Annotated in this window: 21 protein-coding genes and 5 tRNA genes; 12 read left to right on the top strand and 14 right to left on the bottom strand. The window is 45.2% G+C overall.

Annotation, left to right across the window (positions count from 1 at the left end; genetic code table 11):
• Positions 1–32: 32 nt before the first annotated feature.
• Positions 33–731, bottom strand: coding sequence for a GntR family transcriptional regulator (locus tag G6R27_RS04810; protein WP_213819932.1), 699 nt, complete (start codon positions 729–731; stop codon positions 33–35).
• A 232-nt stretch (positions 732–963) separates the two neighbouring features.
• Between G6R27_RS04810 and G6R27_RS04805 the strand changes: the two genes are divergently transcribed.
• The 6 genes from G6R27_RS04805 (at position 964) to G6R27_RS04780 (ending at position 4,528) form a co-directional block, all read left to right on the top strand.
• Positions 964–1,035 (top strand) — tRNA-Gln (locus tag G6R27_RS04805).
• 94 nt (positions 1,036–1,129) lie between these two features.
• Positions 1,130–1,663 carry a GNAT family N-acetyltransferase gene (locus G6R27_RS04800; RefSeq protein ID WP_213819931.1) on the top strand — a complete coding sequence of 178 codons (534 nt, stop codon included), beginning with the start codon at positions 1,130–1,132 and terminating at the stop codon, positions 1,661–1,663.
• Between the two features lie 54 nt (positions 1,664–1,717).
• Positions 1,718–2,305: a TetR/AcrR family transcriptional regulator gene (locus tag G6R27_RS04795; RefSeq protein WP_213819930.1), complete on the top strand. Its 588-nt coding sequence runs from the start codon at positions 1,718–1,720 to the stop codon at positions 2,303–2,305.
• Between the two features lie 138 nt (positions 2,306–2,443).
• Positions 2,444–3,502 carry an ABC transporter permease gene (locus tag G6R27_RS04790; RefSeq protein ID WP_230791171.1) on the top strand — a complete coding sequence of 353 codons (1,059 nt, stop codon included), beginning with the start codon at positions 2,444–2,446 and terminating at the stop codon, positions 3,500–3,502.
• 171 nt (positions 3,503–3,673) lie between these two features.
• A complete protein-coding gene (locus G6R27_RS04785; RefSeq protein ID WP_213819929.1) occupies positions 3,674–3,940 on the top strand; it encodes an NINE protein in 267 nt (88 codons plus the stop codon).
• Positions 3,941–4,225: 285 nt separating this feature from the next.
• Positions 4,226–4,528, top strand: coding sequence for a TM2 domain-containing protein (locus G6R27_RS04780; RefSeq protein ID WP_230791174.1), 303 nt, complete (start codon positions 4,226–4,228; stop codon positions 4,526–4,528).
• Between the two features lie 55 nt (positions 4,529–4,583).
• On the opposite strand, the gene G6R27_RS04775 is transcribed toward G6R27_RS04780, so the two are convergent.
• Both G6R27_RS04775 and G6R27_RS04770 read right to left on the bottom strand, forming a co-directional pair.
• Positions 4,584–5,060 (bottom strand): pyrimidine dimer DNA glycosylase/endonuclease V, encoded by a 477-nt coding sequence (locus tag G6R27_RS04775; protein WP_213819928.1) that lies wholly within the window; start codon positions 5,058–5,060, stop codon positions 4,584–4,586.
• Positions 5,061–5,178: 118 nt separating this feature from the next.
• Positions 5,179–5,886: a hypothetical protein gene (locus tag G6R27_RS04770; RefSeq protein WP_213819927.1), complete on the bottom strand. Its 708-nt coding sequence runs from the start codon at positions 5,884–5,886 to the stop codon at positions 5,179–5,181.
• Between the two features lie 415 nt (positions 5,887–6,301).
• Between G6R27_RS04770 and G6R27_RS04765 the strand changes: the two genes are divergently transcribed.
• A complete protein-coding gene (locus G6R27_RS04765) occupies positions 6,302–7,255 on the top strand; it encodes an Abi family protein (RefSeq protein WP_213819926.1) in 954 nt (317 codons plus the stop codon).
• Positions 7,256–7,522: 267 nt separating this feature from the next.
• Here G6R27_RS04765 and G6R27_RS04760 read toward each other — a convergent pair.
• The 4 genes from G6R27_RS04760 to mutY form a co-directional block, all read right to left on the bottom strand.
• A tRNA-Thr gene (locus G6R27_RS04760) sits at positions 7,523–7,595 on the bottom strand.
• A gap of 71 nt (positions 7,596–7,666) precedes the next feature.
• Positions 7,667–7,748: transfer RNA gene (locus G6R27_RS04755), tRNA-Leu, on the bottom strand.
• A 112-nt stretch (positions 7,749–7,860) separates the two neighbouring features.
• Complete coding sequence (locus tag G6R27_RS04750; protein ID WP_213819925.1) at positions 7,861–9,012, bottom strand: AI-2E family transporter; 1,152 nt, start codon at positions 9,010–9,012, stop codon at positions 7,861–7,863.
• A complete protein-coding gene (gene mutY / locus G6R27_RS04745) occupies positions 9,012–10,040 on the bottom strand; it encodes an A/G-specific adenine glycosylase (protein ID WP_213819924.1) in 1,029 nt (342 codons plus the stop codon). Before mutY ends, G6R27_RS04750 begins: the two co-directional genes overlap by 1 nt.
• A 95-nt stretch (positions 10,041–10,135) precedes the next feature.
• Here mutY and G6R27_RS04740 point away from each other — a divergent pair, with 95 nt between their 5' ends.
• On the top strand, positions 10,136–10,279 hold the full coding sequence (locus G6R27_RS04740) for a hypothetical protein (protein ID WP_213819923.1): 144 nt from the start codon (positions 10,136–10,138) through the stop codon (positions 10,277–10,279).
• 128 nt (positions 10,280–10,407) lie between these two features.
• A complete protein-coding gene (locus G6R27_RS04735; protein ID WP_213819922.1) occupies positions 10,408–11,076 on the top strand; it encodes a phosphatase PAP2 family protein in 669 nt (222 codons plus the stop codon).
• Between the two features lie 70 nt (positions 11,077–11,146).
• Here the strand turns inward: G6R27_RS04735 and nrdF are convergent, their stop codons facing one another.
• From nrdF to nrdH, 4 genes are all read right to left on the bottom strand, one after another.
• Positions 11,147–12,115 (bottom strand): class 1b ribonucleoside-diphosphate reductase subunit beta, encoded by a 969-nt coding sequence (gene nrdF / locus G6R27_RS04730; protein ID WP_213819921.1) that lies wholly within the window; start codon positions 12,113–12,115, stop codon positions 11,147–11,149.
• Position 12,116: 1 nt separating this feature from the next.
• Complete coding sequence (locus G6R27_RS04725) at positions 12,117–12,557, bottom strand: class Ib ribonucleoside-diphosphate reductase assembly flavoprotein NrdI (protein ID WP_213819920.1); 441 nt, start codon at positions 12,555–12,557, stop codon at positions 12,117–12,119.
• Between the two features lie 170 nt (positions 12,558–12,727).
• Entirely contained in the window at positions 12,728–14,899 is a 2,172-nt protein-coding gene (gene nrdE / locus G6R27_RS04720; protein ID WP_213819919.1) for a class 1b ribonucleoside-diphosphate reductase subunit alpha, read from the bottom strand.
• A 94-nt stretch (positions 14,900–14,993) separates the two neighbouring features.
• A complete protein-coding gene (nrdH, locus tag G6R27_RS04715) occupies positions 14,994–15,224 on the bottom strand; it encodes a glutaredoxin-like protein NrdH (RefSeq protein ID WP_213819918.1) in 231 nt (76 codons plus the stop codon).
• A 412-nt stretch (positions 15,225–15,636) separates the two neighbouring features.
• Here nrdH and G6R27_RS04710 point away from each other — a divergent pair, with 412 nt between their 5' ends.
• Positions 15,637–17,055: a hemolysin family protein gene (locus G6R27_RS04710; RefSeq protein WP_213819917.1), complete on the top strand. Its 1,419-nt coding sequence runs from the start codon at positions 15,637–15,639 to the stop codon at positions 17,053–17,055.
• Between the two features lie 39 nt (positions 17,056–17,094).
• On the opposite strand, the gene G6R27_RS04705 is transcribed toward G6R27_RS04710, so the two are convergent.
• Positions 17,095–19,620 (bottom strand): ATP-binding cassette domain-containing protein, encoded by a 2,526-nt coding sequence (locus tag G6R27_RS04705; protein ID WP_213819916.1) that lies wholly within the window; start codon positions 19,618–19,620, stop codon positions 17,095–17,097.
• Positions 19,621–19,746: 126 nt separating this feature from the next.
• Between G6R27_RS04705 and G6R27_RS04700 the strand changes: the two genes are divergently transcribed.
• Positions 19,747–20,412: a histidine phosphatase family protein gene (locus G6R27_RS04700; RefSeq protein WP_213819915.1), complete on the top strand. Its 666-nt coding sequence runs from the start codon at positions 19,747–19,749 to the stop codon at positions 20,410–20,412.
• Between the two features lie 60 nt (positions 20,413–20,472).
• A complete protein-coding gene (gene hflX, locus G6R27_RS04695) occupies positions 20,473–21,771 on the top strand; it encodes a GTPase HflX (protein WP_213819914.1) in 1,299 nt (432 codons plus the stop codon).
• A gap of 97 nt (positions 21,772–21,868) precedes the next feature.
• On the opposite strand, the gene G6R27_RS04690 is transcribed toward hflX, so the two are convergent.
• Together G6R27_RS04690 and G6R27_RS04685 are read right to left on the bottom strand one after the other, a co-directional pair.
• Positions 21,869–21,940: transfer RNA gene (locus G6R27_RS04690), tRNA-Gln, on the bottom strand.
• A gap of 31 nt (positions 21,941–21,971) precedes the next feature.
• Positions 21,972–22,054 (bottom strand) — tRNA-Tyr (locus G6R27_RS04685).
• Positions 22,055–22,107: the final 53 nt, after the last annotated feature.

The raw sequence follows: 22,107 nt of genomic DNA, 5'->3' as shown, positions 1-22,107 counted from the left end.
CTCCGCACAAGCGAAGGACTTTCAACTACCATTTATCGAGTTAATTTAAATTCGAAACGATCCCCCACGTAATAGGAACGTACGTATTCAAATGGGTGGTCTTCTTGATCATAAGAGACCTGCCGGACAGACAAAATAGGATCCCCTCGCTTGATTTCAAGCAAAGCGGCCTGTCGTTCGGTAGCCAGTGAGGCTGTGATGGTTTGATTAGCCCGTCCCGGCTGAATACCCGCATCAATCAACGTTTTGTAAAGCGATTCCGTCAGTTCTGAACGGGTAAAGTTGTTGACAAGGCTGACCGGCAAAGTCGTCTGCTCGAGCAAAATTGGTTCGGCATCCCCTAAACGCAAACGCTCCATCACAAGCACCTCATCTTCAGCCTTTAAATGCAAATGATCCATTTCAGAAACCGACGGGGTCGTGACTTTGTAAGAGACCGTAACGGACTGGGCTTGCCGGCCTGATTTTTTCATTAGTTCCGTAAAGGACGTGACACCTAAAGCACGTTCGGACACCTTCTTTTCAGCCACAAAAGTGCCAGACCCCACTCGTCGTTCCAAAATTCCTTCATCAACAAGTGTCTGGATCGCCTGCCGCAACGTCATCCGTGACACATTGAAAGAAGCTGCCAGCTCACGTTCCGCTGGCAGTCGTTTGTTCGTTTTCCATTCGCCCGCTGCAATGCGTTGACGAATTTCGTTATGAATTTCGATATACCGTGGTATAGCCATGGTAAAAACCTCCTCTATCGGATAAGTTCGGTTTTTGTTGGGAGTTATCCCCAGCTAATTTCTTTATTTATTATAATTGGTCTAGTCTAAGATTTCAAATTTCTTTTTGCTAAAAAAACGCCCTTTTCAACCGGCGGGCAAAACCATAGACACAATTTGAAAAGTCAGACGACTTTTTTCCGGTAAAGGCCTTGCATTTTCTCCAAAAATTAGCTAATATATATCAAGTAATTGCCCCTTGGCCAAGCGGTAAGGCGACGGCTTCTGGTGCCGTTATGCGCTGGTTCGAATCCAGCAGGGGCAATTCATAGAAGCGGAATCCTTGGGTTCCGCTTTTTTCTTTGCCTTTTTTACAATCAAAATGTGGTAAGCTATTAGAAAATTAGAAAGAGGACCCCATGAATATTCGGCCATTAGAAAAGAAGGACTTGCCCCACATCTATCGGCAAAAGAACTCCCGATCGGTGATGGCGCTTTGGTTCGAAGAACCCTATAACTCCTTTGACGAACTCTCTTTGCTTTATGATCGGCACGTTTTAGACCAAACCGAGCGTCGTTTTGTCATCGAAAAAAACGGGGACTTTGCCGGAGTAGTTGAGCTCATGGAGATCAATACAATTCACCGGCACGCCGAAATTCAAATCATCATCGATTCCAAATTTCAGGGACACGGTTTGGCTCAAGCCGGCATGCAAGCCGGTATTGAGTACGGCTTTAACGTGTTAAACCTACACAAAATCTACCTCTATGTCGACGTGGATAACGCTGCGGCAGTCCATATTTACCAAAAAATCGGTTTCCAAACAGAAGGCTGCTTAAAGCAGCACTTTTATGCAGAAGGCGAGTATCACGATTCTTACATGATGGGCCTTTTTGCAAAAGACTTCCGTAAAAGCGTGAAAGTCCCCGTCAAAGCTGACGAGAAAGCTTAGAAACTGTGAACGCTTACTGATGCTGTTGTAACGGGACGATTTTTGGAGAAGATCATGCCTAAGAAAAAAGATATGCGCTTTGAAAAGACCGAACACGCTCTCAAAAGTGCTTTTATTGACCTTTTAACGACCAAAGGTTTCGATAAAATCTCCGTTAAAATGATTATCGATCAAGCAGGGATTAACCGATCGACTTTCTATGCTCATTACCTCGATAAATTCGATTTGATGGATAAAATTGAAACCGAGTTGCTCGACCTGCTAATTGTCGACCTTCCCGAAATTGACTGGCATTCTGACGAAAATTTAACAACGCAATTTCAAAAACGATCAGTTGGCATTGTCCAAAAGATTTCAGAACAGCGTGACATGGTTGTCCTTTTGCTTTCTGATAAAGCCGGCCATTCCTTTGAGCAACACCTCCAAACACGAAGCAGGGCCATGTTTTCTGATGTGATTGCTGATCAGGAACTCACCATACCAAAAGAATATGCGATGGTTTTGTTAACAAATACTGTTGCTTCGCTCTTAACGACCTGGGTACGAAATGGCTTCCAAGAATCCGATGCGGACTTTACGACCATTTTGAGTAAAACGATGCCAAGCATCGCCAGCCAACTCTTCATTCAAAATGATAACTAATCCTGGATTTGTGCATTAGAAGCCCTCTATTTAAAGGCTTTTTTCCAGACTTATCCAACTTTTAACCAACATTTGTTGGTTTTTTTATTTGCTCGCGCTTTCTATAATTAAATCAACTTAAAAAAGCGAGGAAAGATTATGAAAGCATCCACTCCAAAGTTCATTTTGACGTTGGCGATTGGCTTGACCGCTGTCCTGTCGATCATGATGACGGCCTTTGCTACACCAGCCGTGAACTCCGGCATTCACAACGTGCCAATCGGTATCGTTACGAAAAACGATGATATGTACCAAAAGATGGCCAAGCCACTTGACCAAAGGGGCTTTGACGTCAAGCAATACGAGACGGAAGTGGCCATGAAGGACGCAGTTTCAGATCGCAAGATCTACGGTGCCTTTGAAATGTCTGCTTCTGGCGACATGACCTTATACAAGGCAACTGCCGCTTCAACTGCTGTTGCACAGGCACTGGAGACAATCGGTCAAAAGGTTGTCGATCAGCAAAAGGTTGCTGCTAAGGAACAGATCCAAGGCATGCAAGCCCAGACCACGGACGTGACCATGTTAAAGACTTTGGACGCTAAGCTCCAGGCCATCGATGGCAAGTCACTGAGGGTCCAAGAACTCCGCTCTTTCCCATCAAGGGATAGCAAGGGAGCCGGCCTTGTTGCTGGTGCCTTGCCAATTGCCCTTGGTGGCTGGATTGGTTCGGTCGCCATTGCCAATGTGGTGAAGGGTAAAAGACAGAAATTCTTTGCAGCCATCGCCTTTGCCATCACCGGTGGTTTGGGTCTGACAGCCGTTATCCAATTCGGCCTTGGAACCTTCGATGGCAACTACTTCATCACTTCACTTGGTGCCATGCTCGGTATTGCTGCCACAGCCTTCTTTGTTCTTGGCCTACTCGAAATGCTTGGAAACGGTGGTTTGATCATTGCTGCCATCACGCTGATCTTGCTCGGAAACCCGCTTTCCGGACTTGGTTCTGCACCAGAAATGTTACCTGCCGGTTGGGGCTTCTTCGGACAGCTTCTGCCCCCAGGTGCAACGGGCACGCTCTTGCGTAACCTGACCTTCTTCGATGGTCACGCCATTGCCATGCCTTTGCTGGTCTTGGCCAGCTACATTATCGTTGGCCTCGGACTCTTCTTCATTGGTAAGAAGTCTGTTCTGGTGAAAGATGAAAAAGAAGCATAAATAAATAGAAAGTAGCTTTTCATGGCATAGAAAAGCTATTTTTTATATTTTTTTGATTCATTCGTCTTATATTGTTTACTTAAATGCCATATAATTGTAGAATCAATTTGTGATTAATTTTCATTTAATGTGCAAAACTGATCCACAAAAAAAGCTGTGAGGAGAACGATAATGGATAGCGAATTGCAAGCTCAACCAAAAGTTACTAAGATTAACAAGCATCTCTTTGTATGGCTCGGTGCCTTCTTTTTTGGAGGGTTTGGCGTTGACCGTTTCATGCGTGGACAAGTCATCCTCGGATTAGTTAAACTTTTCTTCGGCTGGATGACGCTCGGTATTTGGGCATTTGTCGACTGGGTTATTGCGATGGTTAAAGCTTATAGCACTTACAGTGGTACTGAAGACCTGACCTTTATTAACGGTCAATACTCTAAGTAAACACAACCTTAAAAACAGACAAATTGTCTGTTTTTTTATATATTTAGGTCTTCACTATTTTTTAACATCTTTTCTAAAAATCTCACCAAATTCATAATCTAGCCCTGCCACCATAAAATTTTTTCATAACAATTATTTCAGCTGTTTTTTCTAAATTATAATTTATGTTAAGAATAAAAGCCCCTTTCAATCCCCGGCTCTTGGCAATTTCTTTATTCCTCTGTATAATAGAAAAGTAACAAATCTGCAACAAATGGCCGAGCCATTTCGTTCAGAAATCACTTCATGTTAAAACTGGGCGAGAAGATCATGATCAATGCAAACTACGGTGGTGAACACCCCTCTGTTAAAGAAAATAACATTAATAAACACGTCTTCGTTTGGGTTGGTGCCTTTGCTTTAGGCGGCCTTGGTGTCGACCGGTTTATGCGCGGACAGATTGCCATCGGCGTTTTGAAATTGCTTTTTAATTGGCTTACACTTGGCATCTGGCATTTAGTTGACTTCATCATTGCCGTCGTCAAAGCCTACAGCACGTACGCTGATACCGAAACACTCACGTTCATTAACGGTCTATATAATCGCTAAATTATCGATTTCGAAAAAAAGCCTTCATTTAGTTAATGAAGGCTTTTTTGTATGATTAAAGTAATTGTTTTAATGTCGGATATTTTACAAGCAAGGAGTCGACCATCTTCTGCCAGGTTTCAGCTTCAATCTGGTCAGTATCTGCTTTTTCTTGCATCATATAAAGGTTTTGCAGTAAATAACGCTTGTCATGAAAGCCAGAAAAGAGCTCACATCCGTCTGATAACAAGACATCCCCTTCCTCGTTTGTCCGATAAGCAGCCGGTTGCGTCCAGTCATAGCCAATGTCATCGATCAACTTCTGGTGGGATTTCTCGGAGGTCTTATAACCGCGACGTCCCATCTCTTCTTTGACAAGTTGGATATAAACCTCAAGGTCTTCTCTCGGGTAGTCGTTTAGCCGATTTACCGTTGCATGATTGACCGCGCCATGCTTTTTAATGGCGCCCGTAATGGCCAGACATTCCCGCCATTGGCCGAGAAGGTGTTGTCTTGACAGGGTTTTAATTAATCGGTAGTGCCAAAGTCTCATTGTCTTGCCCTCCTGTTTGTCTTTCCCAATTTATTATACGGACTTACTTGAATTTATCCACAAAAAAACCAAGGCGCTCGCCTTGGTCTTTTCATTTAGCATTGAAAGATTAAAAGAATTAGTCGAACCAGTAAGTCGACACGTAGGTTCCGCTCGCGTCATCACACGTTTGTATACCCAACGCATGGCTGTTAGACAAGGCTTGCACCGTTCCCATCGAATCAGTCCGCTTCATACCCGTACGAATTTCTGTAACGTGGTAAGTTTGGCCATTAATGACCGCTTCAGATCCATAACTCAACTGACGAACAGCATAGCCAGCGCTCGAAGCTGCTTCAGCCAAATAATAATTAGGCAAAGCAGACCACTGGAAGATATAAGGGGTCCAGCGTGGCGTGTTGCCACCGGTTGTGTTCGTAAATGGCGTTACATCAAAGTGCTTGCCGGCAAAGTTGAAACCGTCTGTACGAGTGGTCGTCTGAGTGGTCGTCTGCGCAGGGGCCGCTGTCGTAGTAGCCGTTGTTGTCGTTGACGCACTTTGTGCATCTGAACCATTATCATTTGAAGCAGCACTTTCGCTTTGTCCTTGATCCTGTGCTTCTGTTTGAGTATCTTGATTGTTTTGATTCTGATCCTTGTTTTTATCTTCAGGATTTTGTTCGGCCGTTTGCTGAATGGCGCCCGTATTGCTCGTGGCCTTCGTTGATAGTTTTTTCGATTCAACCGGCTTTTGCTGTGCGCTAGTGAACTGTTGATAGCCAAGCCCTGATCCAGCGGCAATCACAACAGCAGCAAGACTACTTATTAAGATTGATTTTTTCTTCATGATTTTTCTCCATAACTGAGTTAACCTATTCAGATTAACAAGATGAAGATTGCCGAAGCATATCAAGTCATGTCGGACAGATTGAGTAAATTTGTCCAGAATATTTCTTGCAACAGAAAGTCGCTTTGTTACATCAGGACCGCCTGCTATGGCGCGTTTTAGCACTGAATTTCGGCCGATATTGCAAAACCGTTGCCAAGTTAACATATTGGTCTCTAAAAGGGTAAATAAGAAAGCAACGAGTAGCATTAGAATGCGGTGTTGAGCGATTCTAATGCCGGCGATTTCTTTAGTCTAACAAAGAGAAATGTTGCAGAAGATGTCACAAAATAAGGCGAACATCTGTTCGTTTTCGTGGTAAACTAGTGCTAATAAAGGTACGGTACTTGACCGATAAGGTGAATCTATGGAAAACATGACAGCGTTTCTAGATTGGCCAGAGCAGATCGAACTGCTTAAAGCGCACAATCTACACATCGAATCCGAAACCACTGCTTTGAATACCATTCAGAAATACTCTTTTCACGCGCTAATTAACGGTTATTTGCCGGCTCTAGCCAAAGAAGATCATCCCGAACAATTCATCGATGGCATCAGCATCGAAACACTTGGCGTCATTCAAATGCTCGAAAATCGTTTAGCGTCCGAATTATTACAGGCCATTATCTCAATTGAACGAAACGTCAAATCCGTTTTCCAACACGAAATCAGCCGACAATTGGGCCATGATCCAAAAGACTACCTCCAAGCATCACATTATCGCTCCCGCGGTGTGAATCGTACGAATAACTTACGCATGCTAGACGGCGTTGCCAAAAAGAGCAAGGCCCTTTTGAAAACCATCCCCTATTTACAAGATGAACAGCCCGTTACGCCTTGGATTTTAATCAATCAAATCAGTTTTGGCCACTGTTTAAATTGGTACATGATGAGTGAGCCAACCATCAAACGTCGAACGGTCACCCACTTCGACTTGCCCTTTGAGGATGAAGCAAGTCGACTGGAATTTTTCAAAGATGCCATGTCCTACCTCGTTGCCTTTCGAAACGGACTGGCCCACGGACGAATGATTGGACAGATCAAAAGCAGGATCCCATTGCACTACCACCGCCTTCACGTCTTCTACTCCGAGTCTGTCCTGTCAAAAAAAGAATTTCAAAATGACGGGTATGGACAGCGTGACTTCTTTGGCCTACTTCTTGTCATCGGCGTTTTTTTAAAGCAAAGTGAACGACAAATCTTTAAGGACCAGCTACAAAACCTACTTGAGATTTTTGACACGCTACTGCCCCTTGATGAAAGGCCCATGCAAAACATCTTCGGCGGCATTCCAAACGCCTTGCAGGAGCGGGTGGAAGAGCTGCTGTGAGGGCACAAGAATATATCAACTACGATAAAAGTTATACTCACCTCCTGAATGCACAAAAGGAAAGTGAAGAAAAAAATAAACAAATTATAGCGTCTATTTTTTAGGACTAAAAACGTCTAAAAAGCGTCTAACTGTTTCAGAAAAGCACAGAATAATACCTAAAAATACCGAAAAACACAGAAGCCATAAACAACGAAAAAGCCCGGTGCTATCAGCTTAATTGCGATAACACCGGGCTTTTAAGATATTGTTGAAAACATATAAAAATGCCGACTAACGGACTCAAACCGTTGACCCCCTCATTACTAGTGAGGTGCTCTATCAACTGAGCTAAGTCGGCAAAATTGGTACTCAATTATTGTAGCAAATGACAAGGTAACACGCAACGAAAAAATGAACAATTTTTTCGAATACGGATGACAGGAATCGAACCTGCACGGATAAATCCACTAGAACCTAAATCTAGCGCGTCTGCCAATTCCGCCACATCCGCATGTCATAAGCAACTACTAAATGATACTGGATTTCACCAGTCCAGTCAAGGTATTTTGCCGTAAAAAAAGCAACGGCATTCACCGCTGCTTTGATCGATGGCATCGCCAATTTTAAAGTAAGGAATCATCTTCCAACGACTTGGTTAGTTCAGTAACTGTCGCTTCATGCTGTTGGGCACGGCGCAACTTAACAATGTATAACGTAATGGTTCGGATAATCGCATAAAACGGCACTACAACAATCATTCCGATCATCCCCCAAAGATTGCCGGCTGCCAACAAAAGAAGCATCACCGTCAAGGGGTGAATCCGTAAGGATTTACCGATCAGTGCTGGATAAATGATCGAACCGTTAATCTGCTGAACAATGGCCATTAAAATGGCAATCCCAATCAGCATTTTCCAATCAACCGACACCGCGACCAAAGCGGCCGGAAAAACGCCAATGAAAGGCCCAACGTAAGGCACGATATTCGCCACACCAGCAATGAAACCAAGCAGCCAAATGTAGGGTAAGCCAATCAAGCCAAAACCAATTGACATCGCAAAGCCCACAAAGAGCATCTGGATGGCTTGTCCCGAAATGTAGCGCTCAATCGTATGATCAAGTTCTTGACCCAAGACTTGAACATCTTCAGCCCGGTTTTTAGGGAAGAACTTTTGAATAGCAGGCAGGAAGCGGTTCGAATCCGCTAGCATATAAAAGAGAATGATCGGAATCGTCAGTGCCCCGATTGTAAAGGAGGTCGCCGCACCAACAAAGCCAGTTAACGTTCCAGCCGTCACACGAACAAAGGATGAAGCGTATTGGGAGACGGCGTTTTTCACATCGTCGTCAGACACTGATAGATTCAACTTCTTGAACCAAGGTTCTTCGATCACATCTTTCACATAGTCTTGAACGTGGTTCACGACATTTGGTAAAGAAGTGATCAGGTTTGATATTTCATTTAAAATCAATGGGACAAAAATCATCAAAGCCGAAATGATGACAACCATAAAAAGCGTGAAAGTCAAAATGACGGCAGCCGATCGTGGCATCTGCCATTTGCCAAAGCGGATTTTTTCAATTAACTTCTGCAGAGGCTTCAGACAGTAGTAGAGAAAGCCAGAAACCAAAAGCGGGATAAAGACCGTCCCGACAAAAACCGCGATCGGCTTCATCAGGAAATCAAAGCGAAAGACGATGAACAGTAGTGTGGCGATGGCCAGCAATTCAATCGTCCAGAAAAATAGTTGCTTTAGTCGTTCGTTTGGAAACATTAGAGCTCCTTTAGTGCTTGTAAAATCTTGTGTTGTACTTTGGGCAAAGCCAATGCTTGCTGCTCCTCCTCGGTAAAGAAGCGCTGGTTTTTTGCCAATTCGTCTGGGGTTTCCACCGAAACCGGCCAGATCGACCATTTACGATGCGAAAAAATATGGCTAACTGGCTTGATGGTCAGCTGCTCACCATCCAACTGCTCAACCGAATCAATTGGACGCAAAGGTAGCGTCCAAAAACCGGCCAAAAGGCCACTATCTGGTCGCTGCTCGTACAAGAGATCGCCATTTTCATTATAAACCACGAGGGCTTCGTACATCTGTGACACCGGCTTTTTCTTTTTACTCTTAACCGGGTACTCTTCTTCAACGCCATCTCGATAAGCGGCGTTGTACTTCAAAACCGGGGAATGCAGCGTATCTGGATCCTTTGTTTTCATATAGGAAGTGCCAAGATCCATAATGGCTTGATTAAAGTCACCCGGGCGCTTTGGATCAACGATCGGTGCCACTGCGTCATAGAAGACCCGGCGAGTCTTTGGTTTGGCAATGTCATCATCGATCTTAAGCAGCCTTGAAAAGACACGGAAAAAGTTACCGTCGATAGCTGGCACGACTTCCCCAAAGGCAATTGAAGCAACCGCAGCAGCTGTGTATGGCCCAACGCCAGGCAAAGTCAGCAAGTCATCATAAGATTCTGGCCACTTACCCTTTAACTCAAAAGCCACCACCTGAGCCGCCTTTTGCAAGTTGCGGGCCCGAGAATAATAACCTAGTCCCTCCCAGAGCTTTAACACCTGTTCTTCTGGTGCCTTAGCTAAATCTAAAACCGTTGGCAAAGCATCCATAAATCGGTTAAAATAAGTAATTACCGTATCCACCCGTGTCTGCTGGAGCATTAATTCAGAAACCAACACGCGATATGGATCTTGGTTTTTCCGCCAAGGCAAGTGCTGGCGCCCCTCTTGATCATACCAAGTCAGTAAATCCCGACGAAAACTTTCAATTGTCTGCTGGTTCCAATCTTCCATAACCAGTATTATAACACTTGAAAAGCCCCAATGATTCGGGTATAATCAAATTCTGTACGATAGATTTTAAAGTTTAAATATAAGGAGTTACCACTATGGCAGTCAAGACACCCTTGAATTCATTTGCCCGCGGCCGCAAGGTAGGCCACGACGCAGCTAAGAAGAAGCGTCAAGCAAACGTTGCAAAGTTGCAACAATGGGCTAAGGGAAAGACCACTGAAATCCCTAACACCAAGTAAGAAAAGTTAGCCTTTGGCTAGCTTTTTTTCTTGCCTAAAATTATTGCCTTTTCCCCTTCTTTTCCTTGTTTTGTCGGTCTCAAATCTTTATACTTAAAGAAAGCACTGATTAATTTGGAGCATCCACTATGATTATTTCTGTTACCAATAAACAGCGCCGGCACGCCTTACTTGCCGCGCTTCTCTTTATCGTTTTAGCCGTCTTGATTGGCACCAACGCGACTTGGCCTGCTAACATGGATGAAGAAGTCCGCTTCTTCATGACTGGCATTCAAACGTCATATGGTGATGTGATCATGTCGATTGCCACCTTCTTAGGCTCACCTGTTATGAACCTTTTTTACGGCGTTTTGCTCGCCTTGGTTCTGCTCTTAGCCGACTTAAAGCTGCCATCACTTTGGGTGATAATCACGGTCTTTGGGGCCGTGATCATGACTCAGATCATCAAAGTCATCATTCACCGCGACCGACCAATCGGTCACCTCTTAACGGATAACGGGGCTTCCTTCCCATCCCAGCACGTCATGGCGATGTGGTTAACGGTCTTTGTCATGTTCCTTTTGGTGACACCCAATATTAGTTCAACGTTGATCCGCATTTTGACGAAGTGGTTCTTGATCACGTTGGCCTTGCTGACGATGCTCTCCCGCCTTTACTTCTCCGCTCACTTCTTGACGGATACGGTTGGCGCCTTCCTCTTGGCCTACGTTTGGGTCATCTTCTGTGGCTCGCTCTATCCATCAGTGGCTACTTTCTTAAAGAAAAAATTCTGGCTCTTCAAGGATCAAGAAGCTTAATTCAAGACATTCAAAAAACCGATGACCATCTGGTCATCGGTTTTCTTTTGCGCTTTTTTATAAACGACTTTTAAAGATCGTAATCGCCATCTTCCATGGACTCAGCTTCACCCAAAAGGTAGCCGTTTCCGACTGCTGAAAAGAAGTCGTGGTTCGACGTTGACGTTGAAATACCGTTCATCACAACGGGATTCACATCTTCTGCTGAATCGGGGAACATTGGCTCCTGCCCCAAATTCATCAACGCCTTATTGGCATTGTAGCGCAAGAAGGACAAAACATCATCTGTCCAGCCGATTTCATCATAGATTTCGTGCGTAAACTGTTCTTCGTTTGAATACAAATCAAAGAGCAAGTCGTACATCCAGGCCTTGATTTCTTCTTGTTCTTCTTCTGACAACTGCTTGAAGCCGATCTGGAACTTGTAGCCGATGTAGGTACCATGGACGGACTCATCTCGGAGAATCAACTTGATGATTTCAGCGGCGTTGACCATCTTGTTGTGACCCAAGTAGTAGAGTGGCGTGTAGAAACCTGAGTAGAACAAGAAGGTTTCCAAGAAGACTGAGGCGACCTTCTTTTGCAAAGGCGTTCCGTTTTGGTAAATGTCATTGATCTTGTTAGCCTTGTACTGCAAGAACTCATCGTGATCAGCCCAGTCAAAAGTCTCTTCGATCTCAGACTTATTATTCAGCGTTTCAAAGATTGAAGAATACGACTTGGCGTGCACCGATTCCATGAATTGAATGTTATTCAAAACGGCTTCTTCTTTTTGGTTAACCGCATCAGCGCGCAGTGCAGCCATCCCATCTTGTGACTGCAAGGTATCCAAGGTGGTCAAACCACCAAAAACCAAATTGTAGACACGACGTTCAGCTGCATCCAATTCCCCACGCCAGACACGCAAATCGTTTGAGATAGGCACTCGAGTATCCAACCAGAACTGCTGGGTCAACTTTTCCCAGGTTGCCTTATCCAGTGAATCTTCAATGTTATTCCAATTGACGGCTGTATATGAACCTTGATTGACGTGTTGCATGCTACTCTCCTAACGTTTCTTTGATACGGGTAAACAGCTTTTCGGCTTCTCTTTGCGTCCCACGCAACTCATAATCACCAAGAAGCGGCACATGGTATTTTTGCGCATAGCGTTTGGCCGTTAAAACATACTGATCGTTAAAATTGCGATTACCAGATCCGATGACCCCGCGCAGATAGCGCTGGTTATTGCCATATTCGATGTATTCGCCCAAGCCATTGGTGAAAATTTCTTTCACTTCAGGCCCAGTACCCGTTCCACCGTTCAAATAAGTGGGCACAAGAACGACATAGGGAACTTTTTCGTGGACTGGATCAACCTCATCGCCGACTGACAAAACAGACAATTTGTCGCCTTCGGCCGCTGCAACAGCGGCCAATTTTTTGACGAAGGAATCCGTATTTCCCTCAATTGAGGTATACAAAAGACGGTACGTGGTCATGTAAAACCTTTCTAAGCGCAAAGGCGCTAGCCAAGAAATGATGAAACAGCCCTTTTAAAAACTTAGCCTAGGCTACCGTTTCAAAAAGGACTTGTCAACAATCAGTCCCAAAAGGGCCAAACGATTATGTACGCGAGCCAAAGGCTCGCATTTGATAAAGTCATAAAGGACTAGATGGAACAAGATTCACACTCGTTCACACCCGCCTCTTGGTTATCATCCGTGAAGGTCCGGACGTAATAAATCGTCTTGATTCCCTTCTTAAAGGCGTAGTTACGCAAGATCGACAAATCACGGGTTGTCATCTTGTTCGTACGATCATCCTTCCACTCGTAAAGACCATCTGGAATCGTCGAACGCATGAAATAGGTCAGAGACATTCCTTGGTCAATGTGTGGCTGGGCCGCCGCATAAACATCGACCACTTTGCGCATGTCCGTATCATAAGCTGATTGGTAATATGGTAGCGTTTCATTGGAAAGCCCTGGTGCTGGGTAGTAAACCTTACCAATCATTCCTTCTTGACGTTCTTCGATGCGGTTAATAATTGGGTGCAAAGAAGCGGTCGTGTTGTTGACATATGAAATCGAACCGGTTGGGGCAATGGCGTGACGGTAGGCATTGTACATGCCATTTTCCATCACTTCTTGCTTCAACCGCTGCCAATCTTCCTTTGAAGGCACGTGGATGTCAGCAAAGAGCTTTTGGACCTTTGCTGTCTGTGGACCGAAATCCTTTTCCATGTACTGATCAAAGTAGGAACCATCCGCATAAGCGGATTCTTCAAAGCCAGCAAAGCTCTCCCCGCGGTCCTCTGCGATGTGCATCGAAGCCGTAATCGAGTAATAGTTCAATGTTGAGAAGAAGGCCTGCGTGAAGTCCAAGGCTTCTTCATCCCCATACATCATCTTATTTTGGGCAAACATGGCTGCCAAGCCCATGGCTCCAAGACCAACCGCGTGCTTTTTTTGGTTCCCGTTTTGCACGGATGGCACCACGTTCAAGTTAGAATTGTCTGACACAAAGGACAAAGCACGAATCATGGCATCAACAGAAGCCCCAAAGTCTGGCGTCTTCATCATGTTAACGATGTTGATAGAACCCAAGTTACATGAGATATCTTCACCCAGCTTGGTGTATTCCTGCATGTCATTTAAGGCTGACGGCGTTTGCGCTTGCAGAATTTCGGAACAGAGGTTCGATGAAACCACCTTGCCGGCTGTCGGATTTGCACGGTTAACCGTGTCCACGTTCATGATGTATGGATAACCTGATTCCTGCTGCAACTTAGAAATTTCTTCTTCAACCGTCCGGGCTGAGACCATCTTACGGGCGATGTTTTTGTTCGCCAACAAGTTATCGTATTCAGCTGTGATATCGACGTAGTTAAACGGCACGCCATATTCGCGTTCCACATCAACCGGTGAAAAAAGAGCCATTTCCTTGTTTTCTTTGGTCAGTTCATAGAACTTATCCGGCACAACCAAACCAAGAGACAGCGTCTTCACTCGTACCTTTTCGTCGGCGTTTTCCTTCTTGGTTGCCATAAAGGTCATCAAATCCGGGTGGAAAATGTTCAAGTAAACCACACCAGCACCCTGACGAGCACCAACTTGTGAGGAGAAGGTGAAGGAGTCTTCCAACAATTTCATGATCGGCACGATACCACCAGCCGAGTTCTTAATGCCCATAACAGGCGCCCCAGCTTCACGAACGTTAGACAAATTAATTCCAACGCCCCCACCCATCTTGGATAGTTGAAGCGCTGAATTAATGATTCGACCAATCGAGTTCATGTTATCCGTTGATTGAAGGACGAAACAAGAAACCAATTCTCCACGGCGCTTGCGACCTGCATTCAAGAAAGAAGGAGTTGCCGGCTGGTAGCGCTGATGGATCATTTCATTAGCCAACGACATGGCCAACTCTTCATTGCCATTAGCATAAAAGAGGGCATTAACGGCTACTCGGTCTAAGTAAGACTCAACGTAATAAGCTTTGTCGTTGGTCTTTTGCGCATACTGGTTGTAGAACTTGAAAGCCGCCATGAAAGAAGCGAAGTGAAAATCTTCCCCTTCCAAAAAAGCGTAGAGCTTTTCGATAAAGGCCATGTCGTACTTCTTGACAAAGCCTTCTTCCAAAAAGTCGTTTGCAATCATCCAATCGAAACGTTCCTTCAAAGAAGAGAAGGTTTTCATGTTAGGCAAAACGTTTTCTTCCATGAACGCTTGCAGCGCTTCTTGGTCTTTTTCGAGCTGAATTTGCCCATTTTTTGGAATATTCACTTCGTTATTCAGATCGAAATACTTAACATTGGCAAGGTCAATATCTAATAATGACATGGAATTCCTTTCAAAATACTGACTAGAAAAATAAACAAAGTTTTTCCCTTTGTCTACCTAACTAGTAAAAGAAACAGGACAACACTAAAAAAGCTTAGGCCGTCAATTGTTTCAAAATGGATGGCTGAAAGCCTGAAAAGGCTTCTTGCCCTTCGATTTGAACAACGGGGGTTTGTTTAAAGCCCTGTTCTTTGATTTGGGCTAAGTACTCTGGTTGTTCTTCAATGTTGATTTCTTCAAAGAAGACACCGAGTTGGTCAAGATACTTCTTTGTCATCTTGCATTGAACACAATTATTTTTGGTAAAGACCGTGACTTTTGACATGACGTGGTCCTTCTTTCTTCGTAAATTTAGCCTCAGCAAGCAGCATTGTACTGCTTTAACTGATGGGACAATTACTAGTTTACCGGTTTGAAAATAGACTTCAAGGTCTAAACTTGTCTGCACAAACGCCTGTTCGAACAAGCCCCCTCGTAGCAGCTTTTTACTTTTGCTTTGTGTTGTTTTATACAAAGGAAATTTTACCGAAAACGTTCGGTTTCTGCTGCTTATGACATTTATTACAGCAGCCCAGAAAGTTCTGTTTCGTAGTTTTTTCAGGGGAACGCCCTTTCTGTAATTTTGTGAAGTTCATTTTCATCCTTTCCGTCATTTTCTTTACTTTCCTGCTCTTCAAAATGATTATTTGCTATAATAGAAGACATATAGATTAAACGATTTGAAAGAGGTATGTATTTTGGATTCTGGTCCTTCTTATTTAACAAATATCATCATTATTTTCTTGGTTTTAGCACTGGCTGTTTTGTTTACCTTAACGGAGTATTCTCTAGTTAAGGTACGCCTTTCTGCTTTGGAAGCCATGCAAGAAGATCGCGAGAAGCCATCAAAGAACATCACTTCCGCCATCCACATGGTTTCTTCATTGACAGAATACCTGTCAACCGCTCAAGTCGGAATCACCTTAACTTCCTTGATTTTAGGTTGGATTGGTGAAGAAACGGTGGCCGATGTGATCTTACAATCACAGCTTTTGCCAGCCGAATATGCCCGTCCAGTGGCGTCGGTTGCGGCCATGGTCATCTTTACGATCGTCCACGCCGTCTTCACCGACTTGGTCCCAAAAAACATCGCCATTGAGGAACCCGTCAAAGTTTTGTTGTGGATCGTCAAGCCCGTTCTTTTCTTCCACATCATTTTGTATCCGATGATTTGGATCTTGAACCGCGTTTCGAATGGCGTCACCAAGATGCTTGGCTTTAAAGTCACGAACGAAGACGACATTTACTCGCAAACGGAAATTCTTTCCCTATCTAAAAACGCCGCCGAAGCCGGCGAACTAGATACCGAGGATCTGACCTTTATGCAGCGGGCCTTTGAGATGAACGACAAGGTGGCAGTTGATGTCATGATCGACCGAACCTCAATGGATGTCATCGATGTCTCGGATAACATCAAGACCGGTTTGGACGAATACTTGCAAAAGCGCCACTCCCGTTTCCCAGTTGTCGCAGACGGCGATAAGGACAAGGTACTCGGTTACGTCTTCAACTACGATCTCGTTCGGCAAAGCCGCATTTCTGGCCAAGAGCCTGTTGCCAAAATAATGCGCGACATCCCGGCCGTGCCTGAAAACATGGATTTGCACGACGTCATGGATGAAATGATGATGAAGCGCTCCCCAATCGCCGTTGTGGTCGATGAATACGGTGGTACTGCTGGAATCATCACGGACAAAGACATTTACGAAGAACTTTTCGGCTCTGTAAGAGACGAAATGGATGACCAAGCAGACGAATACATCGAAAAGCTTGGGGATCATCGGTACAAGGTTTCTGGAAAGACGACGCTCTACGACTTCCAACGTTACTTCCAAACAGACGTCAAGGAGCTAGACGAAGACGAAGCCGTAACGTTGACCGGTTATGTCTTAAAACGCGATCCGGATTTCAGAACCGGCGATTCACTGCAGATTGCCAACTACCAAGTGACGGCCTTAAGCTATGAAAACGCCTTTATCCCTGAATTTGCGGTGAAAGAGCTGCCAAAAACAGAACCTCAACTAGTAGAAAACAACGAGAACAAAGACGACAAGCACGATGACTCGTCTGACTCAGACCAAAATGAAGAGGATAAGAAAAAGTCCTCAAAAGACTAAAAAAAGACCAGCCAAAAGCGGCTGGTCTTTTTTCTTTGTTTATTGCCACAAGTGAAATTTATCAACATGTTTTTTTAGGTAATCCAAAGTCAAACTGTGCTTTTCTAAGAGCAAGTCTTTCACTGGTCCTTCGGCCATCAGCTGACCACCAGCTGATCCACCGCGTGGACCTAAATCAATCAAATAGTCCGCATTGGTCATCAAATCCAAATCATGGGTAATGATTACAATCGTTGCCCCCTTTTGCTTCAACCGATTGAAAACGTCAAGAAGCGTTAACACATCGCTTGGGTGTAGGCCGATCGAGGGTTCGTCGAAGACAAAGAGCGTCTTTTTTTGCGACTGGTTGAGGTGTTTGACCAGTTTCAAACGCTGGGCCTCTCCACCAGACAACGATGGTGTGCTTTGCCCCAAATGCAAATAATCCAGGCCAATTTCTGAAAGCAAGCGCAATTCCCGCTCAATTTTAGCTTGCTTCGAAAAGACTGGCAGGGCTTCTTTGACAGAAAGATTTAACAGATCGACAATCGTGTAACCCTGCCATTTAATCGCCGAAATTTCCGGTTTGAAACGGTTGCCGTGACAAACCGGGCAAACTTCTTCCACGTCAGCCAAATACTGAACGTCCAATGACACCATTCCTAAGCCGCCACAATTTGGACAGGCGCCCGCCTTGTTGTTATATGAAAAGCTGGCCAGGTCAAAGCCCTTTGCCCGAGCTTCTGGTAGTTCAGCGAAGAGATGGCGCAAGTTGTCCATTATCGACGTATAGGTTGCAACCGAAGAGCGAGTGTTCTTTCCAACCGGCTTCGCATCAACGGAAACGACTCGCTTCAAGTTGGTTCGAAGCGACTTAACTTGTTTTGGCAGCTCATCTGGCTGACTTAACGAAGGCACCAGCGAATCGAGAATTAAGGAAGACTTTCCCGCACCAGAAAAGCCGGTGACAGCCGTGATTTCGTGTTCCGGGAGATGCACTTTCACGTCTTTGATATTGAAAAAGTCGCGCACTTCAAATTCTGTCTGCTCGACAGCATTCGGATCGGTTGGCGCTGTTTTTTTAGCCATGATTTGAGCCGTCCCCTTTAAGTAAGGACCAATCAGTGACGCAGGATTATCCATTAACTCGGCTGGACGGCCAGCCGTTAGAATCTGCCCGCCATTGACACCAGAACCCGGGCCAACCTCGATAATCCAATCGGCCGCGCCAATCAAGTCAACGTTGTGATCAACGACCACAAGTGAATTCCCCTGGTCAATTAACTCGGAAAAGACGTGAATTAATCCCGCCACATTATCCGGGTGCAAGCCGATCGACGGTTCGTCCAAAACATAGAGTACTCCCGTTGTTTCCGTTCGAAGCGTTTTGGCCAGCTGGATGCGCTGCAATTCACCAGTTGACAGCGTGTTGCCTGCACGAGACAAAGTCAAATAATCCAAACCCAATTCCAGTAAAGGACGCAGATTATTCGTGAGCTCATCAAAGATAGCGGCCGCCATTTTTTGCATGTTATCTGGTAATTGTGAGCACGTCGCATCACGCCAATCAGTTAGAGCGCCAAGTGTTAGATCGGCCACCTCGGCAATGTTTTGACCAGCCACCGTTTGCTCTAAGCGCTTTTTATTGATGCGTGAGCCGTGACAAACCGGGCAGGTTGAGAAGGTAAAAAAGCGATTCAACCGCTTGACAGAACGCTCAGAAGTCACGGTTTTGAGCGAGTCATAGATGGCATCATAAGCGTTTTCATATAATGAGTTATCATTGTGATAAACACGACCGGTCGATGTGTTTAAATCGACTCGATAGCGCTTCTTTTCCCCATGTAAGACAAAATCTTTTTCTTTTGCCGATAGATCCTTGTAAGGGACGTCGGTTCGGACCCCACGGGATCGCGCGATCGTGGCCATAAAGGCACGACCCGGCAAACGCCAAGACGCTACGGCACCTTCATCGATACTCAAATTTTCATCTTTAATGATCGTTGTTGGATCAATGGTGCGGATTTCTCCAGTACCATGGCATTCTTCACAGGCGCCATCACCGTTAAAGGCAAAATCAGCAGCCGTCGGAACCTGGAAAAAGACCCCACAAGTTGGACAATGAATTCCCCAACTTTCCCCATCATCAGCAGAAGCTGGTCGATCAAATGCCTGGGCAATTTGCAACGAGGCCTTCACCCGGTGACCATTTGGGCAAACCGGTGAGCCTAATCGGGAAAAAGCCAACCGAACGACGTTGAAAATCTCTGACATCGAACCGACCGTCGACCGTTCCGATGGCACTCCAGGACGCTGACGTAAAGCAACGGCGGATGGGATATGCTTGACTTCTTGTACCTCAGCTCGACTACTTTGTCCGATCCGCCGGCGGGTATAGCTTGACAAGGCCTCTAGATAACGCCTGGAGCCTTCTGCATACAAAATCCCCATGGCCAAAGAGGACTTCCCTGATCCTGATGGGCCAGAGATGGCCACAAATTGGTTAAGCGGAATATCGATATCAATGTTTTTTAGATTATGAACACGGCCACCGCGAACTTCAATCTGGTCAATTTCTTTCGGCATGGCAACTCCTCCTATTTTCTAGCCTTAGCCTACCGCAGCCATAAAAAAATTCAAAGACCAAGCCAAAAACAAAGGACGATCAGTGTTAAACTAGTAGAAGAAAAGACTTTTGGAAAGGAAGCACCAATGGCTATTCAACTTTATCTTGTCCGTCACGGACAAACGTATTTCAACCTAACAAAACGCCTACAAGGCTTTTCCGACGCCCCACTGACAGCGGCTGGCATCGAACACGGTCATGACGCCGGACGACGCTTACAGCACATCCACTTTAGCGGGGCTTATTCCTCTGATTTGACCAGAGCCATCCATACGGCCAAGTACTTGCTGTCTGAAAACAAGGCTGGATCGCCAACCTGGCCTCAGCAGCTCTCAAACTTTCGTGAAGAGAACTTTGGCTCACTTGAGGGAATTGACTCACAAGTCGCAATGACGCAGTTAAACGCCTTCTCAGAGGTCGAATACAACAGTTATTCGGACATGATCCAAAAACTCGGAATGAAAGGGGCCATGAACCTTTTCAAAAAGGCCGATCCTTATCACTTAGCCGAATCCTATGATGCTTTCATGACCCGTATTCAAAAGGGTTTTGACTTTCTTTTAAAAGAACACCAAGAAGGTGACAACGTTCTGGTTGTTGCCCACGGCACCGCAATTCGAGCCATTGTTGATCACTTCGGTCACCCCGAAATGGCCAATGAATCGATTGCAAACGGTGCGGTGACAAAGATTATCTTGTCTGAAAAAGGCGGTCAGGTCGACGTTTTCAACGATAACAAAAGTACCTTTTAATTCAATTACTCTAAAAAGTCGGCGGAAAGGCCGACTTTTTCAATCAAGGAAACAGCAAGCATGACAAAACAAAGCACAACGCCACAATGGCGACCCGTCCTATTGGCGGCCCTAAAGGAAAATCAGCAACAGAACTTGGATTATGAATTAGAGGAATTGGCCAACTTAGCTAAAGCCAACAACTTAGAACCAAAAGAAACCTTCATCCAGTCGCTGGAGCGGCCGAACCCCGCCACGTATTTCGGGAAAGGAAAAGTCGAAGAACTGCGAATGGCGGTCAACAGTTACGAAGCGGATTTGATTGTAACAAACGATGAGCTATCCCCATCACAAATCCGTAATTTAGAAGAAGCAACCCGAGCAACCGTCGTCGATCGAACGGGCTTGATCCTAGACATTTTTGCAAAGCGCGCCCAGACAAAAGTGGCCAAGCTACAGGTCCAACTAGCCCGACTTGAATACCAACTTCCCCGCCTAAGAACCTCCATGTCCGTTTCTCTTGACCAGCAGACTGGCGCTGGGGGTGGTGGTTTTACTTCCCGTGGTGCTGGTGAAACCAAGCTGGAACAGTCAAGACGGCGCCTCACTTCTGAAATGGTTGCCATCAAAAAAGAGCTGCTTGCCTTGCAAAAAGACAAAAGTACACAAGGGAAGAAACGACAGTCCTCAGACATTAAAACGGTTGCGCTCGTTGGCTATACTAACGCTGGTAAATCAACCTTAATGAACCAATTTCTCGCCCGCTTTGGTCAGGGGGCAGAAACTCCAGCGCGCAAGCAAGTCTTTGAAAAAGATATGCTTTTCGCAACACTAAATACAACCATTCGCCAACTCACCTTGTCCGATAAGTCGCGCTTCTTGTTGTCCGACACGGTTGGCTTTGTTTCAAAACTTCCCCACCATTTGGTGGCCGCTTTTGAGTCAACCCTGCAAGAAGCAGCTGATGCGGATCTCTTATTGCAAGTCGTAGACGTTTCTGACGAGCATGCAGAAGCCATGATGAAAACCACAGAGGAAACCTTAGCTCGTTTAGGGATCAAGGATAAAGCTATGATCACCGTTTACAATAAGGCCGACAAAGCCGACATGGCCTTTCCCCTAATCGATGGCGAAGCGGCCATTACCATTTCCGCTCGTGATCGCGCATCGCAGGATGAACTGATTGCTTTAATTAAAAAGGCTCTCTTTGCCGATCGCAAAGAAGTCACGCTCGCCATCCCCTTTGCGGATTCCGCTGTTGTCGCCAAATTGCTAGACGATCACGAATTGTTAAAGCAAGACTTCGACGAACACGGGACAATATTGACTTTGGCTCTTTCAGCAGAGGAAATCAATCGATACGAAGAATACATCCAATAAAAAACAGGTAAGGCCAATCATCTGGTCTTACCTGTTTTTATTTAAATTAAAAGGCAGACAACAGGGTGTCTGCCAAGAGTGATTGCCAACCGGCTTATTGCCCCTGCTGGGATCGAACCAGCGCATGGAGGTACCAAAAACCTCTGCCTTACCACTTGGCCAAGGGGCAATCGTAAGATACCAGCTGCTTGAAGCAGCGATGGGGGCGGTAGGATTCGAACCTACGAACCCGAAGGAACGGAGTTACAGTCCGTCGCGTTTAGCCAGACTTCGCTACACCCCCAAATGCCTTACGACTTAAATATTATATCAAGGCTAGCTTGTCGCTGCAAGCCC

Origin of the sequence: Fructobacillus papyriferae (genome assembly GCF_018437225.1) — a bacterium.
Classification (GTDB): domain Bacteria; phylum Bacillota; class Bacilli; order Lactobacillales; family Lactobacillaceae; genus Fructobacillus; species Fructobacillus papyriferae.
Note: the sequence above shows the minus strand (reverse complement) of the source record. Positions and strands in the feature narration are given on the sequence as shown.